This is a genomic window from Rhodococcus sp. AZ1 (genome assembly GCF_054979605.1).
The window spans coordinates 66,807-87,620 of the sequence record NZ_JBUEQF010000009.1 but is presented as its reverse complement, the minus strand read 5'-3'; the positions used below and the strand labels follow the sequence as shown (position 1 = coordinate 87,620).

The 20,814-nt window shown below is 69.2% G+C and carries 25 protein-coding genes; 16 read left to right on the top strand and 9 right to left on the bottom strand.

The window, feature by feature from the left end; all coding sequences use genetic code 11:
• Positions 1-9 precede the first annotated feature (9 nt).
• The 6 genes from folP to ACY48E_RS12690 all read left to right on the top strand — a co-directional run bounded on the left by folP (position 10) and on the right by ACY48E_RS12690 (position 4,019).
• Positions 10-822 (top strand): dihydropteroate synthase, encoded by an 813-nt coding sequence (gene folP, locus ACY48E_RS12715; protein ID WP_462872645.1) that lies wholly within the window; start codon positions 10-12, stop codon positions 820-822.
• Positions 823-857: 35 nt separating this feature from the next.
• Positions 858-1,781 (top strand): glucosyl-3-phosphoglycerate synthase, encoded by a 924-nt coding sequence (locus ACY48E_RS12710; RefSeq protein WP_462872644.1) that lies wholly within the window; start codon positions 858-860, stop codon positions 1,779-1,781.
• A gap of 40 nt (positions 1,782-1,821) precedes the next feature.
• Positions 1,822-2,142, top strand: a complete 321-nt coding sequence (locus tag ACY48E_RS12705; protein ID WP_462872561.1) for a DivIVA domain-containing protein — start codon at positions 1,822-1,824, stop codon at positions 2,140-2,142.
• Positions 2,139-2,798 carry a DNA-3-methyladenine glycosylase I gene (locus ACY48E_RS12700; protein ID WP_462872560.1) on the top strand — a complete coding sequence of 220 codons (660 nt, stop codon included), beginning with the start codon at positions 2,139-2,141 and terminating at the stop codon, positions 2,796-2,798. Before ACY48E_RS12705 ends, ACY48E_RS12700 begins: the two co-directional genes overlap by 4 nt.
• Positions 2,799-2,917: 119 nt before the next feature.
• On the top strand, positions 2,918-3,085 hold the full coding sequence (locus ACY48E_RS12695) for a DUF3117 domain-containing protein (protein ID WP_462872559.1): 168 nt from the start codon (positions 2,918-2,920) through the stop codon (positions 3,083-3,085).
• Positions 3,086-3,194: 109 nt separating this feature from the next.
• A complete protein-coding gene (locus tag ACY48E_RS12690) occupies positions 3,195-4,019 on the top strand; it encodes a putative RNA methyltransferase (RefSeq protein ID WP_462872558.1) in 825 nt (274 codons plus the stop codon).
• A gap of 21 nt (positions 4,020-4,040) precedes the next feature.
• Here the strand turns inward: ACY48E_RS12690 and glgA are convergent, their stop codons facing one another.
• Positions 4,041-5,204, bottom strand: a complete 1,164-nt coding sequence (gene glgA, locus ACY48E_RS12685; RefSeq protein ID WP_462872557.1) for a glycogen synthase — start codon at positions 5,202-5,204, stop codon at positions 4,041-4,043.
• Positions 5,205-5,302: 98 nt separating this feature from the next.
• Between glgA and glgC the strand changes: the two genes are divergently transcribed.
• Together glgC and ACY48E_RS12675 are read left to right on the top strand one after the other, a co-directional pair.
• Positions 5,303-6,517, top strand: a complete 1,215-nt coding sequence (gene glgC, locus ACY48E_RS12680; RefSeq protein ID WP_462872555.1) for a glucose-1-phosphate adenylyltransferase — start codon at positions 5,303-5,305, stop codon at positions 6,515-6,517.
• Positions 6,518-6,522: 5 nt separating this feature from the next.
• Positions 6,523-7,446 carry an ADP-ribosylglycohydrolase family protein gene (locus ACY48E_RS12675; RefSeq protein ID WP_462872554.1) on the top strand — a complete coding sequence of 308 codons (924 nt, stop codon included), beginning with the start codon at positions 6,523-6,525 and terminating at the stop codon, positions 7,444-7,446.
• Here the strand turns inward: ACY48E_RS12675 and ACY48E_RS12670 are convergent, their stop codons facing one another.
• Entirely contained in the window at positions 7,447-8,085 is a 639-nt protein-coding gene (locus ACY48E_RS12670) for an O-methyltransferase (RefSeq protein ID WP_462872553.1), read from the bottom strand. It abuts the gene before it with no gap.
• 270 nt (positions 8,086-8,355) lie between these two features.
• On the opposite strand from ACY48E_RS12670, the gene sigE reads away from it, so the two are divergent.
• The 4 genes from sigE (at position 8,356) to tatB (ending at position 11,402) form a co-directional block, all read left to right on the top strand.
• Positions 8,356-8,991 carry an RNA polymerase sigma factor SigE gene (gene sigE, locus ACY48E_RS12665; RefSeq protein WP_462872552.1) on the top strand — a complete coding sequence of 212 codons (636 nt, stop codon included), beginning with the start codon at positions 8,356-8,358 and terminating at the stop codon, positions 8,989-8,991.
• An 86-nt stretch (positions 8,992-9,077) separates the two neighbouring features.
• Positions 9,078-9,437 carry a hypothetical protein gene (locus ACY48E_RS12660; RefSeq protein WP_462872551.1) on the top strand — a complete coding sequence of 120 codons (360 nt, stop codon included), beginning with the start codon at positions 9,078-9,080 and terminating at the stop codon, positions 9,435-9,437.
• Positions 9,438-9,447: 10 nt separating this feature from the next.
• A complete protein-coding gene (locus ACY48E_RS12655) occupies positions 9,448-10,899 on the top strand; it encodes a S1C family serine protease (protein WP_462872550.1) in 1,452 nt (483 codons plus the stop codon).
• A gap of 32 nt (positions 10,900-10,931) precedes the next feature.
• Positions 10,932-11,402 (top strand): Sec-independent protein translocase protein TatB, encoded by a 471-nt coding sequence (gene tatB, locus ACY48E_RS12650; RefSeq protein WP_462872549.1) that lies wholly within the window; start codon positions 10,932-10,934, stop codon positions 11,400-11,402.
• 16 nt (positions 11,403-11,418) lie between these two features.
• Here tatB and ACY48E_RS12645 read toward each other — a convergent pair whose 3' ends face one another.
• From ACY48E_RS12645 to ACY48E_RS12630, 4 genes are all read right to left on the bottom strand, one after another.
• Positions 11,419-12,555, bottom strand: coding sequence for an Mrp/NBP35 family ATP-binding protein (locus ACY48E_RS12645; RefSeq protein ID WP_462872548.1), 1,137 nt, complete (start codon positions 12,553-12,555; stop codon positions 11,419-11,421).
• 60 nt (positions 12,556-12,615) lie between these two features.
• A complete protein-coding gene (locus ACY48E_RS12640; RefSeq protein ID WP_462872546.1) occupies positions 12,616-13,464 on the bottom strand; it encodes a lytic transglycosylase domain-containing protein in 849 nt (282 codons plus the stop codon).
• Positions 13,465-13,553: 89 nt separating this feature from the next.
• Positions 13,554-14,141 (bottom strand): DUF1003 domain-containing protein, encoded by a 588-nt coding sequence (locus ACY48E_RS12635; protein WP_462872545.1) that lies wholly within the window; start codon positions 14,139-14,141, stop codon positions 13,554-13,556.
• The gene (locus ACY48E_RS12630) at positions 14,134-15,411 is read right to left on the bottom strand and encodes a magnesium transporter MgtE N-terminal domain-containing protein (protein WP_462872544.1); all 1,278 of its coding nucleotides are present in this window, start codon (positions 15,409-15,411) and stop codon (positions 14,134-14,136) included. Before ACY48E_RS12630 ends, ACY48E_RS12635 begins: the two co-directional genes overlap by 8 nt.
• A gap of 77 nt (positions 15,412-15,488) precedes the next feature.
• On the opposite strand from ACY48E_RS12630, the gene ACY48E_RS12625 reads away from it, so the two are divergent.
• On the top strand, positions 15,489-15,977 hold the full coding sequence (locus tag ACY48E_RS12625) for a YflT domain-containing protein (RefSeq protein WP_462872543.1): 489 nt from the start codon (positions 15,489-15,491) through the stop codon (positions 15,975-15,977).
• A 22-nt stretch (positions 15,978-15,999) separates the two neighbouring features.
• Here ACY48E_RS12625 and ACY48E_RS12620 read toward each other — a convergent pair whose 3' ends face one another.
• Positions 16,000-16,848, bottom strand: coding sequence for a chromosome partitioning protein ParB (locus tag ACY48E_RS12620; RefSeq protein ID WP_462872542.1), 849 nt, complete (start codon positions 16,846-16,848; stop codon positions 16,000-16,002).
• Entirely contained in the window at positions 16,838-17,494 is a 657-nt protein-coding gene (locus ACY48E_RS12615; RefSeq protein WP_462872541.1) for a metallophosphoesterase family protein, read from the bottom strand. Before ACY48E_RS12615 ends, ACY48E_RS12620 begins: the two co-directional genes overlap by 11 nt.
• A 62-nt stretch (positions 17,495-17,556) precedes the next feature.
• On the opposite strand from ACY48E_RS12615, the gene ACY48E_RS12610 reads away from it, so the two are divergent.
• Positions 17,557-18,144: a suppressor of fused domain protein gene (locus tag ACY48E_RS12610; protein WP_462872643.1), complete on the top strand. Its 588-nt coding sequence runs from the start codon at positions 17,557-17,559 to the stop codon at positions 18,142-18,144.
• A gap of 47 nt (positions 18,145-18,191) precedes the next feature.
• Here the strand turns inward: ACY48E_RS12610 and ACY48E_RS12605 are convergent, their stop codons facing one another.
• A complete protein-coding gene (locus tag ACY48E_RS12605; RefSeq protein WP_462872642.1) occupies positions 18,192-19,256 on the bottom strand; it encodes a magnesium and cobalt transport protein CorA in 1,065 nt (354 codons plus the stop codon).
• A gap of 72 nt (positions 19,257-19,328) precedes the next feature.
• Here ACY48E_RS12605 and ACY48E_RS12600 point away from each other — a divergent pair, with 72 nt between their 5' ends.
• Entirely contained in the window at positions 19,329-20,198 is an 870-nt protein-coding gene (locus ACY48E_RS12600) for a PHP domain-containing protein (RefSeq protein WP_462872540.1), read from the top strand.
• Positions 20,195-20,809 (top strand): MarC family protein, encoded by a 615-nt coding sequence (locus ACY48E_RS12595; protein WP_462872539.1) that lies wholly within the window; start codon positions 20,195-20,197, stop codon positions 20,807-20,809. Before ACY48E_RS12600 ends, ACY48E_RS12595 begins: the two co-directional genes overlap by 4 nt.
• Positions 20,810-20,814: the final 5 nt, after the last annotated feature.

Sequence of the window (20,814 nt, the reverse complement as noted above, 5' to 3'; positions counted from 1 at the left end):
GCGCTGGTCATGGCCATCGTCAACCGCACGCCCGATTCCTTCTACGATCACGGTGCCAACTTCACCGACGAGGCGGCGATGGCCACGGTGGCGCGGGCTGTCGACGAGGGCGCCGATCTGGTGGACATCGGCGGGGTCAAGGCGGGGCCGGGAGCCACGGTCGACGCCGAGGAGGAGACGCGGCGTGTGGTGCCGTTCGTCGCCGCGATCCGCGCCGCCCACCCCGACCTGATCATCAGCGTCGACACCTGGCGTGCGGAGGTGGCCAGACGTGCGTGCGCCGAGGGCGCGGATCTGATCAACGACACCTGGTCCGGTGCCGACCCCGATCTGGTCCACGTGGCGGCCGAGGTGGGCGCGGGCATCGTGTGTTCGCACACCGGCGGAGCCGTCCCACGGACGCGTCCGCACCGTGTGCGCTACGTCGACGTGGTGGCGGACGTGGTCGACGAGGTCACCGGCGCCGCACAGCACGCCCGCGAGGTCGGGGTGCGCGAGGACGGGATCATCGTCGACCCGACCCACGACTTCGGCAAGAACACCTTCCACGGGCTCGAACTGTTGCGTCGCGTCGACAGTCTTGTAAACACCGGATGGCCCGTGCTGATGGCGCTGAGCAACAAGGACTTCATCGGGGAGACTCTGGGTGTAGGGCTCGCCGAACGGTTGGAGGGAACATTGGCCGCGACAGCACTGGCTGCCTCACGGGGGGCTCGGATGTTCCGAGTTCATGAGGTGGCAGCAACGAGACGGGTGGTCGACACGGTGGCGGCGATCGTCGGCACCAGGGCTCCGGCCCGCACGGTTCGAGGTCTGGCATGACTCTTGCGCACATCGACATCACGGCCGACGATCCGATGGAATCGAGTCGCCGCGTCTGGGACAAGCCCACCTGGACGCTCGAGGAACTCGAGGCCGCCAAGGGTGAGCGCACGGTGTCGGTGGTACTCCCGGCGCTGAACGAGGAGGCCACGGTCGCCTCGGTCATCGAATCGATCACCCCGCTTCTCGGGCGCATCGTCGACGAACTGATCGTGCTCGATTCCGGATCGACCGACGCCACCGCTGCGCTGGCCCGCCGGGCCGGAGCGCGGGTGGTCTCCCGCGAGGAGGCGGTTCCCGAGCTGGCGCCGGCGCCCGGTAAGGGCGAGGTGCTGTGGCGCTCGCTGGCCGCCACCACCGGTGACATCGTCGCCTTCGTGGACTCGGATCTGATCGACCCCGATCCGCAGTTCGTTCCGAAGCTTCTCGGGCCGCTGCTGGTGGCGGACGGTGTGCACCTGGTCAAGGCGTACTACCGCAGGCCGCTGATCGGCTCGTCGGAGGCCCACGGCGGTGGACGGGTCACAGAACTGGTGGCCAGGCCCCTGCTGGCTGCGCTCCGCCCGGAGCTCTCCGGAGTGGTGCAACCGCTCGGAGGCGAATACGCGGGCACCCGCGAGCTGCTCACCTCCGTGCCCTTCGCCCCCGGCTACGGCGTGGAGATCGGGCTGCTGATCGACACCTACGACGCGTTGGGTCTGGATGCGATCGCCCAGGTCAACCTCGGTGTTCGCAAGCACCGCAACCGTCCGCTGGTCGAACTGGGCGCGATGAGTCGGCAGATCGTGGGCACCATGCTCTCGCGAGCCGGAGTGGTGGATTCCGGTGCGGGGCTCACGCAGTTCGTGCTCGACGGGGACACCTTCGTGCCCACGGTCACCGAGGTCTCCCTCGACGACCGGCCGCCCATGAAGTCGATCCGGCCTGAGTCGATCCGGCCTGAGACGATCAACCCCTGAGACGATCGACCCCTGACGCTCTGATGGCAGGATTGTCGGCATGCTGACGATCCTGACGTACGTGTTCGTCGTCGCCGTCGTCGCGACGGGTCTGTTCCTGCTGGCCGCGGTGGTGTTCGGTCGCGGAGAGGAGCTCGAGGCCCTGCCGCCGGGCACCACGGCCACCGTTCTGCCGGCCACCGATGTGACGGGTCGCGATGTTCGCGCTCTCCGATTCCGCATGTGCCTGCGTGGCTACAACGCCGGGGAGGTCGACTGGTCGCTCGAGCGGTTGGCCGGGGAGATCGACACCCTGCGCGAGCGAATCGTCGAGCTGGAGTCGGCGGCGGACTCCGAGCCCCCCGCGGCCGCGACCACGTGAGCGACCGTCCACGGCGTGATCGGGCGACCGACGGTCTACGGCGGTGCTCGTGGGCGACCGGTCACACCGACCCGGTCATCGACGCTCTGTACTGCGAGTATCACGACACCGAGTGGGGCCGACCGGTCCACGGCCGGGACGCGCTCTTCGAGAGGATCTCGCTCGAGGCGTTCCAGTCGGGCCTGTCCTGGATCACGATCCTGCGCAAACGACCGGCGTTCCGGGTCGGGTTCGCGAACTTCGACGTGGAGGCGGTGGCCCGGATGACCGACGCGGATCTCGAGCGGTTGGCCACCGACGCGTCCATCGTGCGCAACCGGGCCAAGATCGAGGCCACCCGGTCGAACGCCCGCGCGATCGCCGACTTCACCGACACCGATCTGGACACCCTGCTGTGGTCGTTCGCTCCCGCCGCCGCGCGCGAGCGCCCCGCATCCGAGGCCGACCTGCAGGCCAGCACGGTCGAATCATCGGCGATGGCACGCGAACTGCGTCGACGCGGGTTGCGGTTCGTGGGACCGACCACCGCATACGCGCTGATGCAGGCCACCGGGATGGTGGACGATCACGTCCGCGACTGCTGGGTGCCGCAGGCGTCCGTCGTGCCCGGTTTCGGCCCGAACACCAAGTCAGATTCCCGTTGTGGACCGGTATAGGGAACAATGGGCGGAAGAACGTTCCCGGCTCTCGACCAAGGCAGCCGCCTTCATGCCGACACCGTGGACGTCACGTCGAAACGACGCGCGGAGCAGCGCAGTTCTGGAGGGAGCAGTCAATGGCGGCCATGAAGCCCCGAACCGGGGACGGTCCTCTCGAGGCCACCAAGGAGGGACGAGGGATCGTCATGCGGGTGCCGCTCGAGGGCGGTGGACGCCTGGTGGTCGAGCTGACCCCCGATGAAGCGGCTGCCCTGGGCGACGAGCTCAAGGGCGTGGCCGGCTGAGCCGGTACACCACGCACCCGTTCTCAGGAGTACACCCCACCCGCCGGTCACGGCAGGTGGGGTTTTCTCGTCCCGGGCCACGGCGCGAAACGGTGGGATGGAGGACACCGTGCTGAGCTCTGCGCTCGCTCTCCTCGCCTGCCCGCACTGCGGCGGCGCACTCGACGGCGACACCGACCGGGAGTTGCTGTGCGACCGCGGCCACACCTTCGACGTCGCACGTCAGGGATACGTGAACCTGCAGGGCGGGTCCGCCACCGGGGTCGCCGGGGACTCCGCCGACATGGTTGCCGCGCGCGTGCGGTTCTTCGCCACCGGACACTTCGATCCGCTCATCGCTGCCGTGGCCGAGCAGGTGCACCCCTGCCACGCGATCGCCGACATCGGATCGGGGACCGGTGAGTACCTTTCTGCTGCCCTCTCGGCTGCGCCCGACGCGGTGGGCGTGGGCGTCGACGTGTCCAAGTTCGCTGCCCGCCGCACCGCCCGGGTGCACCCGCGAGCCATCGCGGTGGTGGCCGATGTGTGGCGTGCGTTGCCCCTTCGCGACGGTGCTCTCGACACCGTCCTGTCGGTGTTCTCCCCGCGCAACGTCCCCCAGATGCGGCGAGTTCTTTCGGCGCAGGGTCGGTTGGTGGTGCTGACCCCCACCGAACGCCACCTCACCGAGCTGGTCGGTCCGCTGTCGCTGATCGGGGTCGAGCCGGACAAGAGTCGACGCCTCGAGGAGTCGACGGCCGGGTCGTTCGTGCGGACCGATCGCCTACCGGTCACCTACACCGTGACGATGAGCCGCGCCGCCGTGGCCGACGTGGTGGCGATGGGCCCGTCGTCGCGTCATGCGAATGCGGCCCGGCAGAGCGCGATCGACGCTCTTCCCGACGAGACGGAGGTGACGGTGTCGGTGGTGGTCGGTGTGTACGAGCGGCTCTGAGCCTGCGAGTGGGCCATGCACCTACCGGCGGCCCTGCGCCGACCGGTACACCGCGACGGTCTGTTCGGCGATCGAGCCCCACGAGAACTCGGCGACGGCGCGGGCGCGGCCGGCTCGGCCCATCTGCACTGCCCGTGCGCGGTCCGCGGTGAGGGTGTTGACCGCGTCGGCGAGGCCGGACTCGAAGGCCGCGGTGTCGGCCTCGTCGTAGTGGACGAGGATTCCGGTCTCACCATCCGCGACCACCTCGGGTATGCCGCCGACGTCGGAGGCCACCACCGCGCTCTCGCAGGCCATGGCCTCGAGGTTGACGATGCCGAGCGGCTCGTACACCGAGGGACACACGAACACCGTTGCCGCGCGCAGGATCACCCGCACCTGCTCGGTGGGCAGCATGTCGCGAATCCAGGTCACGTTCCCGCGGGCGCGGGCGAGCTCGGCGACCGCGCGCTCGGTGTCCGCGGCGATCTCGGGGGTGTCGGGGGCGCCCGCGCACAGCACCAGCTGAACGTCGGGGGCGAATCGGTGCGCCGCGGCCACGAGATGTCCCACGCCCTTCTGGCGGGTGATCCGGCCCACGAACGCCACGATCGGTGCGCTCGGATCGATGCCGCGTGCGGTCAACGGGGACTCGTCACCAGGACCGGGGTGCCACGTGAGGGTGTCGATCCCGTTGCGCACCACATGAACTCGCGACGGGTCGATGCTCGGGTAGCAGGCGAGCACGTCGTCGCGCATTCCGTCGCTCACGGCGATCACGGCGTCGGCGTTCTCCATCGCCGTGCGTTCGGACCACGAGGAGATGCGGTAGCCGCCGCCGAGCTGCTCGGCCTTCCACGGGCGCCGCGGTTCGAGGGAATGTGCGGTGAGCACGTGCGGCACACCCTGCAGTGCCGACGCGAGGTGGCCGGCGAGACCGGTGTACCAGGTGTGCGAGTGCACCACGTCCACCCCGGCCACCGCCGCCGCCATGCGCAGTTCGGCGGAGAGAGTGGTCAGAGCACCGTTGGCGCCCGCCAACGCCGGGTCGGGGGAGTGCACCACCGCCGTCTCACGCGGGGCACCCGTGCAGTGCACCTCGACCTCGACGCTCGCGCGCAGATGGTCGACGAGCTCCCGTACGTGCACACCCGCCCCGCCGTAGATCTCCGGCGGGTATTCCTTGGTGAGCATCGCGACACGCATGTCAGCAACGTAACGCCTTGCTCTCGATCGCGCGTGGATCGCGTTCGATTCGCCGTTAACGTGGCGGGGGTGTCGAGCGAGCGGCTACGTTTGCTCGGGTGAGGACCCAGCCACATGTGCTCGGAATTGTGCTCGCCGGCGGCGAGGGCAAACGTCTGTACCCGATGACCGCCGACCGGGCGAAACCGGCGGTCCCGTTCGGCGGTGCGTACCGCCTCATCGACTTCGTGCTCAGCAACCTCGTCAACGCGGGATACCTACGCCTGTGTGTTCTCACCCAGTACAAGTCGCACTCCCTCGACCGCCACATCTCCCAGACGTGGCGGCTGTCGGGATTCGGCGGGGAGTACATCACGCCGGTCCCGGCGCAGCAGCGGCTCGGCCCCCGCTGGTACACCGGCAGTGCGGACGCGATCCACCAGTCCCTCAACCTCGTCTACGACGAGGACCCCGAGTACATCGTGGTGTTCGGCGCGGACCACGTCTACCGCATGGACCCCGAGCAGATGGTGCGCCAGCACATCGAATCCGGGGCCGGGGTCACGGTGGCCGGTATCCGCGTCCCACGGTCCGAGGCGTCGGCCTTCGGGTGCATCGACGCCGACTCCTCGGGCACCATCACCCAGTTCCTGGAGAAGCCCGCGCACCCGCCCGGCACCCCCGACGACGACAACGCCACCTTCGCGTCCATGGGCAACTACGTCTTCACCACCAAGGTCCTCGTCGACGCCATCCGTGCCGACGCCGAGGACTCCGATTCCGATCACGACATGGGCGGCAACATCATTCCGGCGCTGGTGGCCACCGGCTCGGCGGCGGTGTACGACTTCAAGGACAACGTGGTGCCCGGCGCCACCGAGCGCGACCGCGGCTACTGGCGTGACGTGGGGACGCTCGACGCGTTCTACGAGGCTCACATGGACCTGGTCTCGGTGCACCCGGTGTTCAACCTCTACAACCGGCGGTGGCCCATCCGCGGCGCCGCGGAGAATCTGCCGCCGGCGAAGTTCGTCCAGGGCGGGTTGGCGCAGGAGTCGATCGTGGGCGCGGGCTCGATCATCTCGGGTGCCACCGTGCGCAACTCGGTGCTCAGCTCCAACGTGATGATCGACGCGGGCGCCACCATCGAGGGGAGCGTGCTGATGCCCGGAGTCCGAATCGGACGAAACGCCGTCGTGCGCAACGCGATTCTGGACAAGAACGTGGTGGTGAACCCGGGCGAGATCATCGGGGTCGACCACGAGCGCGACCGAGAGCGCTTCGCCGTGTCCGCCGGCGGCGTGGTGGCCGTCGGCAAGGGAGTGCGGATCTGACCGTGATGAACCTGTCCACCGAGCAGCTCGACCGCGCCCACGGGGTGTTGCTGGGCACCGCGGCCGGGGACGCACTCGGCGCGGGATACGAGTTCACCCACCCGAGCGCCGACACCCCCATCGCCATGATCGGCGGCGGCCCGTTCAACTGGCGTCCGGGGGAGTGGACCGACGACACCGCGATGGCCACGTGCGTGGCACGGGGGTTGGCCGAGGGAGCCGGACTCGACGGCGTCGCTGCGCATTTCGTGGCCTGGTACGACACTGCTCCTGCCGACATCGGCATGCAGACGCGGTCGGTCCTCACACGCCGGAGTGCGTCCGCGCAGGACATGACCGCCGTCGCGGCCTCGCTCACCGGACTCACCGGCGGGAACGGCTCGCTCATGCGCACTGCACCGGTGGCGTTGGCCCATCTGGGCGACGCCGACGCCTGCCGGCGCACCGCCGAGTCCGTCAGCGCCCTCACCCACGCGGACCCGCAGGCAGGTCAGGCGTGCGCACTGTGGTCGTCGGCGATCCGTCACGCCGTCCTGCACGGCACGTACGACGGCGTCGATCTGTACCTCGATCAGGCCCCGCCGGATGTCGCTGATTTCTGGTCACCGCTCCTGCATCGGGCGCGCACCGGCTCACCCGTGGACTTCGCCAAGAACGGCTGGGTGGTGCACGCCCTGCAGACCGCCTGGTGGGCCATCACCACCACACCCGAGAACGGCGCGGCGACCCTGCCCGCTGCGCTGGAGGCATGCGTGCGAGCGGGCGGTGACACCGACACCACCGCTGCCATCGCAGGAGGTTTGCTCGGTGCCCGGTGGGGCGCCGGCGCCGTTCCCGGTCACTGGCAGGACGCTCTGCACGGCTACCCGGGGATGAGGGCTGCGGATCTGCGCACCCTCACCAGCGCCCTGATCGGGGAGAGCCGATAGCTACCCGTGCGCTCGCGCGGCGCACAGCAGCCCGTCGCCGAGGGGCACCAGCACGGGCGTGAGTCGAGGGTCCTCTGCGATCGCGCGTGCGGCCGCGCGCACCGCGGCCGTCGTCTCGTCGCCCGCGTCGACATCGGCCACACGCCCGGACAGCAGTGCGTTGTGGATCACCAGGGTGCCGCCCGGCCGGAGCAATCGCACGGCCTCGCTCACGAAGGTCGGGTGCTCGCGAGGTGCGGCGTCGACGAAGATCAGGTCGTACCCGCCGTCCGCGAGCCGTGTCAGCACATCGGCGGCGCGGCCGTTGATCAGCCGTGTGCGCGACGGGGCGATGTCGGCGCTGCGGAACGCCTCGCGGGCGGCACGCTGATGCTCGGGATCGGTGTCGATGGTGGTCAGTACGCCGTCCGCGGTCATGCCGTCGAGCAGCCACAGCCCGGAAACTCCGGCGCCTGTGCCCACCTCGACGACGGTGCGGGCGCCCGACATCTGCGCCACGACGCTGAGGAACGCCCCGACCGACGCCGGGATCGGCGCCGCGCCGAGATCGGTGGCCCGCTCGCGGGCACCGAGCACGATCTCGTCCTCGACGACCGAACTCTCGACGTAGGACAGCAGTTTCTCGGCGGCGGTCGACACGACGGGAAGGCTATCGGATGAATTCTCAGCCCGTGCTCAGCTTCCTCACACGAGCGCCACACACCCATCGGAAACACTCGTCTCATCGCGAGATCGACGACCGTGCCGATCGCGCCGCAGTGGTCGGGACGAGCGGAACAAACCGCGGATCCCGCCGGTTGCTCCGAACACCTGGTGTCACGACCAGATGGTGTCCGGGTAGGCGGACCACTACGTGCTTGCGCCACGACGTGTTTGCACGGTCCCGAGAAGGAGGATTGAACGATCCCCATGATCACCACCACCCGTGCCCACACCGAACTCGCCCGACCGGCCCTCGACGCTCCTGCCGAGATGTCCGGCACCGCAGTCTTCGACGCGACCGGCGACCTCGAGGCCATGCCGACGTGGGACGAACTGGTTCGTGAACACGGTGATCGCGTGTACCGGCTCGCGTACCGACTCTCGGGCAATGCGCAGGACGCCGAGGACATCACTCAGGACACGTTCATCCGGGTCTTCCGCTCGCTGCAGAACTACCGACCCGGCACCTTCGAGGGATGGCTGCACCGCATCACCACCAACCTCTTCCTCGACATGGTTCGCCGTCGCAGCCGCATCCGCATGGAGGCGCTGCCCGAGGACTACGACCGCGTGCCCTCCGACAATCCCGATCCCGAGCAGATCTACCACGACGCGCGGCTGGACCCGCAGTTGCAGTCGGCCCTGGACTCACTGGCGCCCGAGTTCCGCGCGGCGGTGGTCCTGTGTGATATCGAAGGGCTGTCCTACGAGGAGATCGGGGCAACCCTCGGCGTCAAGCTCGGCACCGTGCGCAGCCGGATACATCGCGGCCGGCAGGCCCTGCGGGACCACCTCGCCGCACACCAGGGTGTGCAGGACCTCGCGTCCTTCGCCGCACGGTGAATCAGGCGCCCCGCAGGCGCACGATCACGGGTAGATTCGACGTCGGCGTCGATACCCGCGGCGCCTGCCGACCACAGGAGGTGTGGATGACCAGCGCCGACCGACCGCGTCGCTTCAGTCCCACCGAGCACCTCGCGAGCGAGGCCGTTGCCGCGTACGTCGACGGCGAGCTGCGCATGAACGCGTATCTGCGCGCATCGCATCACCTGTCTCTGTGCCCGTCGTGCGCCGCCGAGGTGGACGCTCAGATGCAGGCACGTGCCGCGCTGAGAACTGCCGGTGAGGTCACCATGCCGCACACGCTCGTCGGGTTGCTCTCGCAGATCCCGCACTGCACGCCGCCCGCCGGTCCCGCCCCGTCGCCGGGGTCACGTGGACCTTTCGCGCGGGCCCAGTCGATCTCCGACCTGGGCTCTGCGGTGACCTCACGACTGCGCCGTAGGTAACGTCGAGCAGGTGAGCCAGAACGAGACCGAGCAGCCGCTCGCACCACGGCTGCCCCCGCGCCCGCTGCATCGGCCCACCATCGACGAGTCCACCTCGCGTGCGTTCGGTCGTCCGCAAGGTGTGCAGACCTCGTTCGGTGACGTCGCCGACCGGTCCGTGCCCGCACCGGGCGTCGTCGTCCGCCCTCCCGATCCCGTCCTCGCCGAGGCGTACGGCCGCCCACCCGGCGTCGCCGAGTCACTGGTCCGTGTTCCGGAACCGGTTGCGGAGGTGGTCGAGGCCGCGCCGGAGAACCCGTGGCGTGATCCGTCCGCGCCCGCACACCTGGCGTCACCTGCGCTCGCCCCCGACCCCGAGCCCGAGCTCGTGCGCGGCTCCAGTCTCGGCGTACGAGAGGTGCTCTTCGGTCGCCGCGTCGCCCCCCGCGCCCTGGCGACCCTGGCCGCGATCGCCGCGATCATCGCGCTGCTCGGTGGTGTGGTCGGCAGCTACCTCGGGGAGTCGTTCCGCTCCCTGACCAGCTCACGTGTCACGCTTGCCCAGGGCGGCGGGCAGGTACCCGAGGGGCAGGTCGCCACGGTCGCGAAGGCCGTTCTTCCGTCGGTGGTCTCGGTGCAGACCACGTTCGGTGACAACGCCGAGACCGGATCGGGCGTCGTGATCGACGGCGCCGGCTACATCGTCACCAACAACCACGTGATCTCCATGGCCGCCACCAACCCTCAGGCCGTGCTGAAGGTGACCTTCTCCGACGGCACCAAGGTTCCCGTGCGCATCGTCGGCCGCGACACCAAGACCGACCTCGCGGTGGTCAAGACCGATGTCACCGGACTCACGGTGTCGCAACTCGGCAGGTCCGGCGACGTGCGTGTGGGCGATCCCGTGGTGGCCGTCGGCTCGCCGTTGGGTCTGAGCGAGACCGTCACCAGCGGCATCGTCAGCGCGCTGGATCGGCCGGTGAGCCTGTCCGGTGAGGGAACCGACACCGACGCGGTGATCGACGCCGTGCAGACCGACGCCGCGATCAATCCCGGTAACTCCGGTGGGCCGCTCATCGACATGTCCGGCCGCGTGATCGGCATCAACTCGGCGATCCGCAGTGAGAGTGGAGGGTCGGTGGGCCTGGGCTTCGCCATCCCCATCGACACCGTCACTCGCGTCGCGAAGTCGTTGATCCGTGACGGCCGCATGCGTCACGCCGACATCGGCGTCAACGCGCGATCGGTGGTCAACGACGCCACCAGCGGCGCCGAGGTGGCCAACGTCATCGCGGGCGGACCCGCCCAGCAGGCCGGGATCGTGGAGGGCGACGTGATCGTGGGGGTGGGCGACCGCACCGTCGAGAGCGCCGACGAGTTGACCGTCGCGGTGCAGGAGCAGGACATCGGCGCAACGGTGACGGTGAAACTGGTGCGCTCGGGTAGGCCCGTCGACGTCACCGTGACCACGGTCTCGGACTGACCGCCGTGTCGAGTTGGCGGTAGGCTCGAGAGATGTTCGGCAACATCGGCTGGGGCGAGATGGTGGTGCTCCTCGTGGCCGCCCTGGTCATCCTGGGTCCAGAGCGACTGCCCGGAGCGGTCAGCTGGACCACGAGAACTCTGCGCCAGGTACGCGACTACGCGAGCGGCGCCAGCGCCCAGCTCAAGGACGAACTCGGGCCGGAGTTCGAAGATCTGCGCAAGCCGCTCGCTGACCTCAATCAGCTGCGCGGGATGACGCCTCGGTCGGTGATCACCAAGCATCTGCTCGACGGCGACGACTCCCTGCTCAGGAGCTTCGACAAGCCTCAGGGCTTCGACAAGGCGCTGAGCTTCGACAAGCCTCAGCGTCTCGACAAGCCGCAGGGTGTCGAGAAGCCGCAGAGCCCCGGTGGGCCGGGGTCGGCTGCTGCCGGGCCGCCGGATATGACCAAGCCCGCGTCGACGTCGGGTGTTCCGCCCATCGATTCCGACGCCACCTGAGCTCGAACTCGCCGCGTCAGAGGTGACGGGTGGTGTCGATACCCAGGGACATCCCCACCAATCCGCGGCTACGGGTGGACAGGGCGGTCGCGATCGAACGCAGTTCCGCACCGGCCGGTGAGTCCGGCGCCGAGAGCACGATCGGTACTCCCACGTCGCCAGCCTCGCGCACCGCGGTATCGAGCGGGATTCGACCGAGGAGGGGCACCGGTGCCCCGACGGCGGTGCTGAGGCGGTCCGCCACGGCCTGACCGCCGCCGCTGCCGAAGACCTCCATGCGCGTGCCGTCGGGCAGTTCGAGCCACGACATGTTCTCCACCACCCCGGCCAGACGCTGCCGGGTCTGCAGGGCGATCGCGCCCGCCCGCTCGGCGACCTCGGCGGCGGCCTGCTGAGGTGTGGTGACCACCAGGATCTCGGCGCCGGGGATCAGCTGTGCCACCGAGATGGCCACGTCACCGGTTCCGGGTGGCAGGTCGAGCAGCAACACGTCCAGATCGCCCCAGAACACGTCCGCCAGGAACTGCTGCAACGCGCGGTGCAGCATCGGCCCGCGCCAGACCACCGGGGTGTTGCCCTTGGTGAACTGTGCGATGGAGATCATCTTCACCTCGTGTGCCACCGGCGGCATGATCATGCGCTCGACCTGGGTGGGCACGGCGTCCGTGCCGAGCATGCGGGGGACGGAGTGGCCGTAGATGTCGGCGTCGAGCACGCCCACCGAGAGGCCCTTCGCGGCCATCGCGGCGGCGAGGTTGACCGTCACCGAGGACTTGCCCACCCCGCCCTTGCCGGAGGCGACGGCGTACACGCGGGTCAATGATCCGGGCTGCGCGAACGGGATCACCGGTTCCGCGGAGTCGCCGCGCAGCGACTTGCGCAGCGCTGTGCGCTGCTCGTCGTTCATCACGTCCAACTCCACGCGAACGGCCCCCACGCCGGCCACGTCGGCGACGGCGCGGGTGATGCGATCGATGATCTCGGTGCGCAACGGACACCCGGAGGTGGTCAGATAGATCTCGATGTCGACGGAGAAGTCCTCGGCGAGCGTGACGCTCTTGACCATCCCGAGTTCGGTGATGGGCTTGCGAATCTCGGGGTCGTCGACGCGGGCGAGGGCGGCGCGGATATCGGATTCGGTGGGCGCGGGCATACCGACGATCCTATGTGCGCCCGATTCGCTCGGTACCCGAGCCACCTGCTGCGGCGGCGATCAGTGGATTCGGGGCAGGTCCGCAGCGGTAGGGGCGATGCCGGTGGCGTATCCGACCGACCACGCGAGGACGTTGGCCACGTATGCCGCGGAGTTGTTGTAGCGCAGGATCGCGCGGCCGGCCTGAACGGGATCGCGCATGTCGAGGTTGCCGTCGCAGAGGTACTTGCCGGTGGTGACGGCACTGTCGAAGAGGTTCTGCGGGTCGGCCTTGCCGTCGCCGTTGCCGTCGGTTGCGTAGCGCTTCCAGGTTTCGGGCAGGAACTGCATGGGCCCCACTGCACGGTCGTACGACGAGTTGCCGTCGAGTGCACCGCCGTCGGTGTCGGTGATGACGTTGTTGCCCGCCAGGCTGCCGTCGAGCACGGGTCCGAGGATCGGCTCGTAGAGCGTGCCGTCGGGTCCGGCCTTCCCGTCGTCGGCGTGCGTGGACTCGACGCGGCCGATACCCGCGAGCAACGCCCACGACATCCCGCAGCCGGGATTGGAGACCGCGAGCATCGACTCGGCGTTCTTGTACGCCGCAACGTTGATCCCGGGAACGCCGAGAGCGCCTGCCGCGACGCTGGGGGGCAGTGCCGGGATGGGTGGAGGTGGCGGCGGAGGTGGGGGCGCCGGCGGGGCAGCAGGTGCGGCCGCGGGAGCGACGGACGTGGGGGTCGACGGCTCGGGCGTGGTCGGGCTCGCGGTGAGGGTGGACTCGTGGGCCGTGGCCACGGTGCCCACGAGTGGTACGTCGGCCCCCGCCGCAGCGGCGACGGTGACGACTCCGGCGGGAACGAGGCCGGTCAGAGCAATCACGGACGACCGCTTGACCACGGAGTTCGATTTCTTCCGATGCCGACCCACGCTGGCGGAACCTCCTCGGGTCCGGCGTCTGCGGACCGTGATGTCTCGGGAACATCACAAGACTACCCGAAAAGAGACTTTTCCGTTATCTACCCGTGATCAGAATCGTCGGTGCTCCGCTCGTCGACAGGCTTCTTGCGGGCCTTCTTCCGCGACTTGGTCTCGCTCTCGGCAGGGCCGCCGGCCGGGTCTGCCACGGCTGCGCGAATGTCGTCCATCAGGTCGTCCAGCTCACGCCGCAGGTAGTCCCTGGTGGCCACCTCACCGACCGCGATCCGCAGCGCAGCGAGTTCGCGGGCGAGGAACTCGGTGTCCGCCTTGGTTTGGGCGGCGCGGGTGCGGTCCTCCTCGAGCGAGACCCGGTCCCGATCGTCCTGCCGGTTCTGCGCGAGCAGGATCAGCGGCGCCGCGTACGCCGCCTGCGTGGAGAACGCGAGATTGAGCAGGATGAACGGGTACGGATCCCACCGCAGGCTCACCGCGAACACGTTCAGCGCAATCCACACGATCACCACGACCGTCTGAATGATCAGATAGCGACCGGTGCCGAGGAAACGGGCGATACGCTCGCCGATCCGGCCCAGAGCCTCGATGTCGATGTCGAGCCGAAGGCGGCGCGAACCGCGGGGAACGTCGAGGCGACTGCGCGACGATGCGAGCGCGGACTTGTCAGTCATGTCCCACGTGCTCCTGCTCGCGCCAGTCGTCGGGCAGGAGGTGATCGAGCACGTCGTCGACGGTGACCGCGCCGAGCAGGTGGTCCTCGTCGTCGACGACGGGGCCGCACACGAGGTTGTAGGCGGCGAAGTACCGGGTGACCGCGGCCAATGAGTCGTCGGGCGAGAGGCGGGTCATCGTGGAGTCGATGATCCCGCCCACCAGCGCGGCGGGCGGCTCGCGCAGCAACTGCTGTAGGTGCACGCAGCCGAGGTAGCGACCGGTGGGTGTCGCGGTGGGCGGACGCACCACGAACACCAGCGACGCCAGCGCGGGGGTCAGATCGGGGTTCCGTGCGCGTGCCAGGGCCTCGGCCACCGTCGCCGACGCCGACAGGACCACCGGCTCGGGTGTCATCAGACCACCGGCGGTGTCGGGGGAGTGCTCGAGCAGGCGACGCACCGGCTCCGAGTCCTGCGGATCCATCAGCTGCAGAAGCGATTCCGCCTCCGAGTCGGGCAACTCGCCCAGCAGGTCCGCAGCGTCGTCCGGGTCCATCGCCTCGAGCACGTCGGCGGCCCGCTCGAGTTCGAGATGCTTGAGCAGGTCGATCTGATCGTCGTCGGGAAGTTCCTGAACCACGTCGGCGAGCCGCTGGTCGTCGAGCGCGAACATCACCTCGAGTCGTCGCTTGTCGGGCAGATCGCGAAGCTGATCGGCCACATCGGCGGGGCGCATGCCCTCGATCTGCTGCAGGAGTTGCGAGACACCCTGACCCGGCATCGACAACTCCGTCTGGGTCAGACCCTGGATGTGCTGCCAGTCGATCACCTGAAGGGCCCCGCGCCGACCCAGTCGTGCCCGCTGCGGGCGAACGGCCACTCGTGAGACGACCCAGTCCCGCGTGCGGGTCTGCTCGAGGCCGAGATCGACCACGATGGAGTCGATGTCGTGCAGCTCCGGTGTGGCGGGGTCGTCGGTGCGGACCTTCGAGTCCAGCACCTGCGCGAGGGCCAGGACCTCGCCGGGGCGCTGGACGAATCGGCGCATACTGATGTTGCCGGTGGTCAGCGTCACCGCGTTGGGCTCGATGGCGGTCACGCGCAGCATCGGTACGAAAATCTTTCGCCGCGTGGCCAATTCGAGCACCAGACCCAGCACCCTCGGTTGCAGGCGACCGACGCGCACCGTGACGACGATGTCGCGAACCCGGCCCATCGACTCACCGTCGGGGCCCAGAACGGCCAGGCCCGCGAGCCTCGCCGCGAAGACCTTGGTCACTGCCGCCATGCAAGCACAGTAGCCCGCCGCAGTTCGGCGTCGGCGACTGCTGGTTGGCGACCCGGCCGAACGGGCACAATGGTCCCATGACGAACCCCATGGCCCGCACCAATCAGCCCAGTGGACTGCCCACCCCGCCCTCGGGGTGGCCCATCGGCTCCTACCCGACGTACGAGGAGGCGCAGCGGGCCGTCGACTACCTGTCCGATCAGGAGTTCACGGTGGAGGACGTCACCATCGTCGGGGTCGACCTGATGCAGGTCGAGCGTGTCCTCGGGCGACTGACATGGCCGAAGGTCATCGGTGGCGGCATCGTCTCGGGTGCGTGGTTCGGCATCTTCATTGGCCTGCTGCTCTCCATCATCACCAGCACCAGCCTTGCCGGGGCGTTGCTGGTCGGCATGATCGGCGGCATCATCTTCGGCCTGATCTCGGCGTCGATTCCCTACGCCGCCACCCGTGGGCAGCGCGACTTCGCCTCGACGATGCAACTCGTGGCCGGCCGGTACGACGTTCTGTGCGAGCCGAAGTCCGCCGAGAAGGCGCGCGACCTGCTCGCCAGGCTGGCTCTCTAGTCCCGGCGGCAGCGGGGCCCTGTCACTGCGGGGCTGCCGAGCGAAGCTGCGCCATGATCTCGTCGTTCCAAGTGTGGCTGCGCACCAGGCGGTAACGCTCGCGTGCCACCCACAGGAAGGCCTCGGCGTCGGTGTGGCGGGTCATCATCCCACCCATCGAGCGCACCATACGAACCACCGGGAGGAACTCCTCACCGAACCATCGGCGCGCCACCGTGGGTCGATCGACGAACTCACCGGTCTCCTGCATCAACCGGAAGCCCCACGCCTCGACGGCCTCGCTGAGTTCGGAATACTGCCACGGGTCGGTGAACTCGATCGCCTCTCGCGCTCGTCCCACCAGCGGAACCCGGGTCAGGAACAGTCGACGATGATCCTTGACCACGAGATCTCCGCGAGTGGAGATGCCGTCCGGAGCTATGCGGGTGGTGATCTCGGTGACGTACGCCTCGATGGTCGTGTGGTGCATCGCGAACGCGATCGAGACGCGGTGATGGCCGTCGATCACGAAGTGCATCGAACCCACGCGATAGACCTCGATCGGAGGCATCGACTCACCCCGACGCCATGCCGTTGCCAGACGCTGCCAGCGCTCGCGGGTGCGCGTGGAGGTCGGCCGGAAGTACCGGTCGAAGTCCCGGGTGCGGTCGACGCTCCCGACGATCGACTCCACGCGGATCACCTCGAGACCCAACCTCCGCTCACCGGTTCTGCCCAGTGCGGCCACCACCTCGTCGAACGGCAGGATCATCGTGACGTCGTCGGGTTGGCGTCGCAGCCAGCCGATCAGGCGTGCGAGCTCGGCACGGCGCCGCTGGCGGGCGAAGTCGTTCTGTGCGTCGGTGGCGGGAAATCCGGTGTCACGCGCCATGGCGCCGCCGTCCGATCGTGGGCTCTGCCGCTCCCGGAGTGATCTCGAGCAGGGCGTAGCCGACGGTGTTGATCACGGTGGTCCCTCCGATGTGGTGGTCCGGCGGTCGCGTGCCGTGCGGGTGGACGTGACCGTGCACGAACACCTGCGGGCTGAGCGCGGCGAGAACCCGGTGGAAGCAGTCGAACCCGCGGTGCGGGCCGTCGTCGCCGTCCCCGACGCCGCGCGCAGGACTGTGGGCGAGGAAGACATCGATCCTCTCGCGGCGCAGCCGCGGGTGCCAGGTGTGCGTGCGCAGCAGCGACGCAGCCCTGCGCTTCTGCTGTTGCTCGGTCCACTGATTGGGGCCGGTGTTGTATCGGATCGAGCCGCCGAGCCCGGCGATGGACAGACCGGCAGCGCCGACGATTCGTCTGTCGGCGTTGGTGGCACCCGCCGGCCCCGGCCACCTCGACGAGTCGGCGAGGTCGGGATCGTGGTTGCCGGGCACGAAGACGCAGGGTGCTCCGATGGTGTCGGTGAGGTACTCGATGTAGTCGAACGGAAGGTCGCCCGCTGCGAGGATCAGGTCCACCTCCAGCGTGCGCGCCTGCTCGGTCCACAGACTGCCGACGACCTCGTCGGAGATGGTCAGTACGGACACCACGGTGCGAAACGCTACCCGTCCCGGGAGTCGGCGGGCGTGGTCGTGGTGGTTGGATGACGGCGATGAACGAGGACATCCCGGCGGCGGTGACCGCGCACCTGTGCGCCGAGATCGGCGGCGCCCCGCCGGAGTCGGCTTCGGTGACGCTGCTCGGCGTCGAGGCCGTAGACATTCTGCGATTCGGGCCCGACGAGGCCGGGGTGGTGCGCTACGCGACGGTCGGATGCGCGCGCCACCCCATGTCCGACCCCTCCGACCTCGTCGCCGATCCGATCCGCGGACCGCGCGCGGAACTGGTGCTGGCCATCGCTGGGTCCGCACCGGGAGTGCACGTGAGCTTGGCGATCCTCGCCGCCGCGCCCGCGGTGGAGGGAGTGGTCCACACCGCCGATGCGCTGATCGACCTCGGCGAACCGCTCTGGACCGGTGCGCTCTTCACCGCGGTGCTGATCGGTGACGGTTCCGGTGTCGTCGACCTGCCGCTCACCCCGCCCGCGGACCCGGTGCACTTCTTCGCCGTCACGCCCATCACCGCCACCGAGGCGGCCATGGTGCGCCTCCGCGGCGCCGACGCACTGCGCGAGGCCTGGGCCGAGGCCGGCATCGACCCGCTCGACCCTCACCGCGGCAGCGCGGCACTGGGTCGCTGACGTTCACCCGGCACCGGAACGTCACAGCCAGCTGTTGCGACGGAACGTCAGAGCCAGCTGTTGCGCCGGAACGTCGCGAACAGCAGCCCGCACACCGTCAGCACCGAACCGCCGATGATCGGGTACCCGTACGTCCAGTGCAGTTCGGGCATGTTGTCGAAGTTCATCCCGTAGATCCCGGCCACCATCGTCGGAACCGATGCGATGGCCACCCACGACGAGATCTTGCGCATGTCCAGGTTCTGCTGCATGGTCACGCGCGCCAACGCCGCGTCGACGAGGGTGGAGAGCACCTCGTCGAACTCGGAGATGCGCTCGGACACCGCAGTGTGGTGGTCGGCGACATCGCGCAGGTAGCGGCGCACGGCCTTCGGGACCGTCGAGGTGCTCTCCTGCACCAGCCGTGCCAGCGGAACCGCGAGGGGAGTGACACCGCGACGCAACTCCACCACTTCGCGCTTGAGCATGTAGATCTGTTCGATCGGCACGTGGTGGTTCGGGCTGAACACCTCGCCCTCCATGACGTCGACATCACGTTCGAGCTTGCCGGTCACCTCGAGGTAGCGGTCGACCACATGGTCGGCGATCGCATGCAGCACCGCGGTGGGTCCGAGCGCGAGCCGCTCGGGGGAGCGCTCGAGCCTCTTGCGGACCCCGGCCAGCTCGGAGTGTTCGCCGTGGCGGACGGTGATCACGAAGTCGGGACCCACGAAGATCATGATCTCGCCCGTCTCGACGATCTCGTTGGCCGTGGTCACCGACTCGTGCTCGACGTAGTTGACCGTGCGCAGGACCAGGAACATCACGTCGTCGTACTGCTCGAGTTTGGGGCGCTGGTGCGCGTGCACGGCGTCCTCGACCATGAGCTCGTGCAGCGTGTAGCTCTCGGCGATGCTGCTCATCTGGCCCTCGTCGGGCGCATGCAGGCCCACCCACACGAATCCGGCACCGCGGGTTCGCACCTCGGCCAGCGCGCCCGCATGGGTGAACTTGCCGGGCAGGCGCACCCCGTCGACGTACACCGCGCAGTCCACGATGGCGCGCGCGGTGGGAACGGGCAGTTTGGGCATGGTCACACCCGCCCCGCGCGCCGAGGGACGCAGCGACGGCATCGATCTCAGCGAGGGCACCGGACGATCGTACGTCTGCTGGATGTGGCGTCGCTCGGCTGACACACTTGCCCGGTGATCATCGATCTGCACACCCATTCCACGGCGTCGGACGGCACCGACAGCCCGGCCGAACTGGTGCGCGGCGCTGCAGCGGCCGGCGTGGACGTGGTTGCCATCACCGATCACGACACCACCGCGGGATGGGCCGAGGCTGCGGCGCAGACGGCCCGACTGGATCGCCCCCTCACCCTGGTTCGCGGGATCGAACTCTCCTGCACCGGGCCCGGTGAGGACGGCGCGCCCGTGGCCGTCCACGTCCTGGGATACCTCTTCGACCCCGAGCACCCCGCCTTCGCTGCCGAGCGGGCGCGCCTGCGTGACGAGCGCGCGACGCGGCTGCGGGCGATCGCGCTGAACCTGCGTGCCGACGGGATCGAGCTCGACGTCGAGTCGATCCTGGCCGAGTCGGGCCCGTCGGCGGGTCGGCCCCACCTGGCCCGCGCGCTGATCGAGCGCGGCGTCGTCGCGTCGATGGACGAGGCGTTCGCCGGCCCGTTGCGCACCGGCGGCCGGTACTACGTGGCCAAACGTGACACCCCGATCGAGGACGGGATCGCGCTGATCACCGAGTCCGGGGGCGTGGCGGTGATCGCCCACGCGCGTGCTCGCCGACGCGGGCGCCTGCTCGCGACGGCGGCCATCGAGGAGTTCGCGCGCGAGGGGTCGATCGGTGGGCTCGAGGTCGACCACCCCGACCACGACGACGCCGACGCCGACGCGCTGCGTGCACTCGCCGACCGGTACGGGTTGATCGTGACCGGATCCTCGGACTACCACGGGGTCAACAAGAGCACCCCGATCGCGGCGCGCACCACCGCGCCCGAGCACTTCGCCGAGCTCGTCCGCCGGGGCAGCGGAGTCCCCGTCCTAGGACCGGCATGAGTTTCGACCTGACCCTCTACATCACGGCGGTGGTCACGCTCTTCGTGATCATGGATCCGCTGGGCGCGATCCCGGTGTTCCTGTCGCTGGTCGGACGCAAGAGTCCGGAAGTCCGGCACCGGGCGGCGCTGCAGGCCCCGCTGGTCTCGCTGGCGGTGATCTCGGTGTTCGCGATCGGTGGTCAGGCGATTCTGAGCTACCTGCACATCGGGATCCCGGCGCTGCAGGGGGCGGGTGGGCTGCTGCTGATCATCATCGCTCTGCAACTGCTCACCGGCACCGAGTCGGGTCGGACCGGGGCCACGGAGGACGTGAACGTGGCGCTGGTGCCGCTCGGAACGCCGATCATGGCCGGACCCGGAGCCATCGCAGCGGTGATCGTGTACGTCAGCCAGTCGGACGGCAGCGCCGGTTCCCTGCTCGCCATCGGCTCCGCCATCGTCACCATCCACGTGATCTTCTTCCTGGTTCTGCGCTTCTCCGCGGTCCTGATACGCATCCTCGGTGTCGGCGGGATCTCACTTCTCGCCCGCATCGCGGGCCTGCTCCTCGCCGCCATCGCCGTGCAGCTGATCGCAAGCTCGGTTCGCGGCTTCGTGGCGGGAGGGTAGGCGCG

Bases quoted from the DNA above. Each gene is read 5' to 3' on its own strand.
- ACY48E_RS12635 (WP_462872545.1), bottom strand. From the start codon at position 14,141: ATGACTGACAAGTCCGCGCTCGCATCGTCGCGCAGTCGCCTCGACGTT.
- tatB (WP_462872549.1), top strand. From the start codon at position 10,932: ATGTTCGGCAACATCGGCTGGGGCGAGATGGTGGTGCTCCTCGTGGCC.
- ACY48E_RS12645 (WP_462872548.1), bottom strand. From the start codon at position 12,555: ATGCCCGCGCCCACCGAATCCGATATCCGCGCCGCCCTCGCCCGCGTC.
- ACY48E_RS12710 (WP_462872644.1), top strand. From the start codon at position 858: ATGGAATCGAGTCGCCGCGTCTGGGACAAGCCCACCTGGACGCTCGAG.
- sigE (WP_462872552.1), top strand. From the start codon at position 8,356: ATGATCACCACCACCCGTGCCCACACCGAACTCGCCCGACCGGCCCTC.
- ACY48E_RS12610 (WP_462872643.1), top strand. From the start codon at position 17,557: ATGAACGAGGACATCCCGGCGGCGGTGACCGCGCACCTGTGCGCCGAG.
- ACY48E_RS12675 (WP_462872554.1), top strand. From the start codon at position 6,523: ATGAACCTGTCCACCGAGCAGCTCGACCGCGCCCACGGGGTGTTGCTG.
- glgA (WP_462872557.1), bottom strand. From the start codon at position 5,204: ATGCGTGTCGCGATGCTCACCAAGGAATACCCGCCGGAGATCTACGGC.
- ACY48E_RS12660 (WP_462872551.1), top strand. From the start codon at position 9,078: ATGACCAGCGCCGACCGACCGCGTCGCTTCAGTCCCACCGAGCACCTC.
- ACY48E_RS12625 (WP_462872543.1), top strand. From the start codon at position 15,489: ATGACGAACCCCATGGCCCGCACCAATCAGCCCAGTGGACTGCCCACC.
- ACY48E_RS12620 (WP_462872542.1), bottom strand. From the start codon at position 16,848: ATGGCGCGTGACACCGGATTTCCCGCCACCGACGCACAGAACGACTTC.
- ACY48E_RS12605 (WP_462872642.1), bottom strand. From the start codon at position 19,256: ATGCCGTCGCTGCGTCCCTCGGCGCGCGGGGCGGGTGTGACCATGCCC.
- ACY48E_RS12630 (WP_462872544.1), bottom strand. From the start codon at position 15,411: ATGGCGGCAGTGACCAAGGTCTTCGCGGCGAGGCTCGCGGGCCTGGCC.
- ACY48E_RS12695 (WP_462872559.1), top strand. From the start codon at position 2,918: ATGGCGGCCATGAAGCCCCGAACCGGGGACGGTCCTCTCGAGGCCACC.
- ACY48E_RS12595 (WP_462872539.1), top strand. From the start codon at position 20,195: ATGAGTTTCGACCTGACCCTCTACATCACGGCGGTGGTCACGCTCTTC.
- ACY48E_RS12705 (WP_462872561.1), top strand. From the start codon at position 1,822: ATGCTGACGATCCTGACGTACGTGTTCGTCGTCGCCGTCGTCGCGACG.
- folP (WP_462872645.1), top strand. From the start codon at position 10: ATGGCCATCGTCAACCGCACGCCCGATTCCTTCTACGATCACGGTGCC.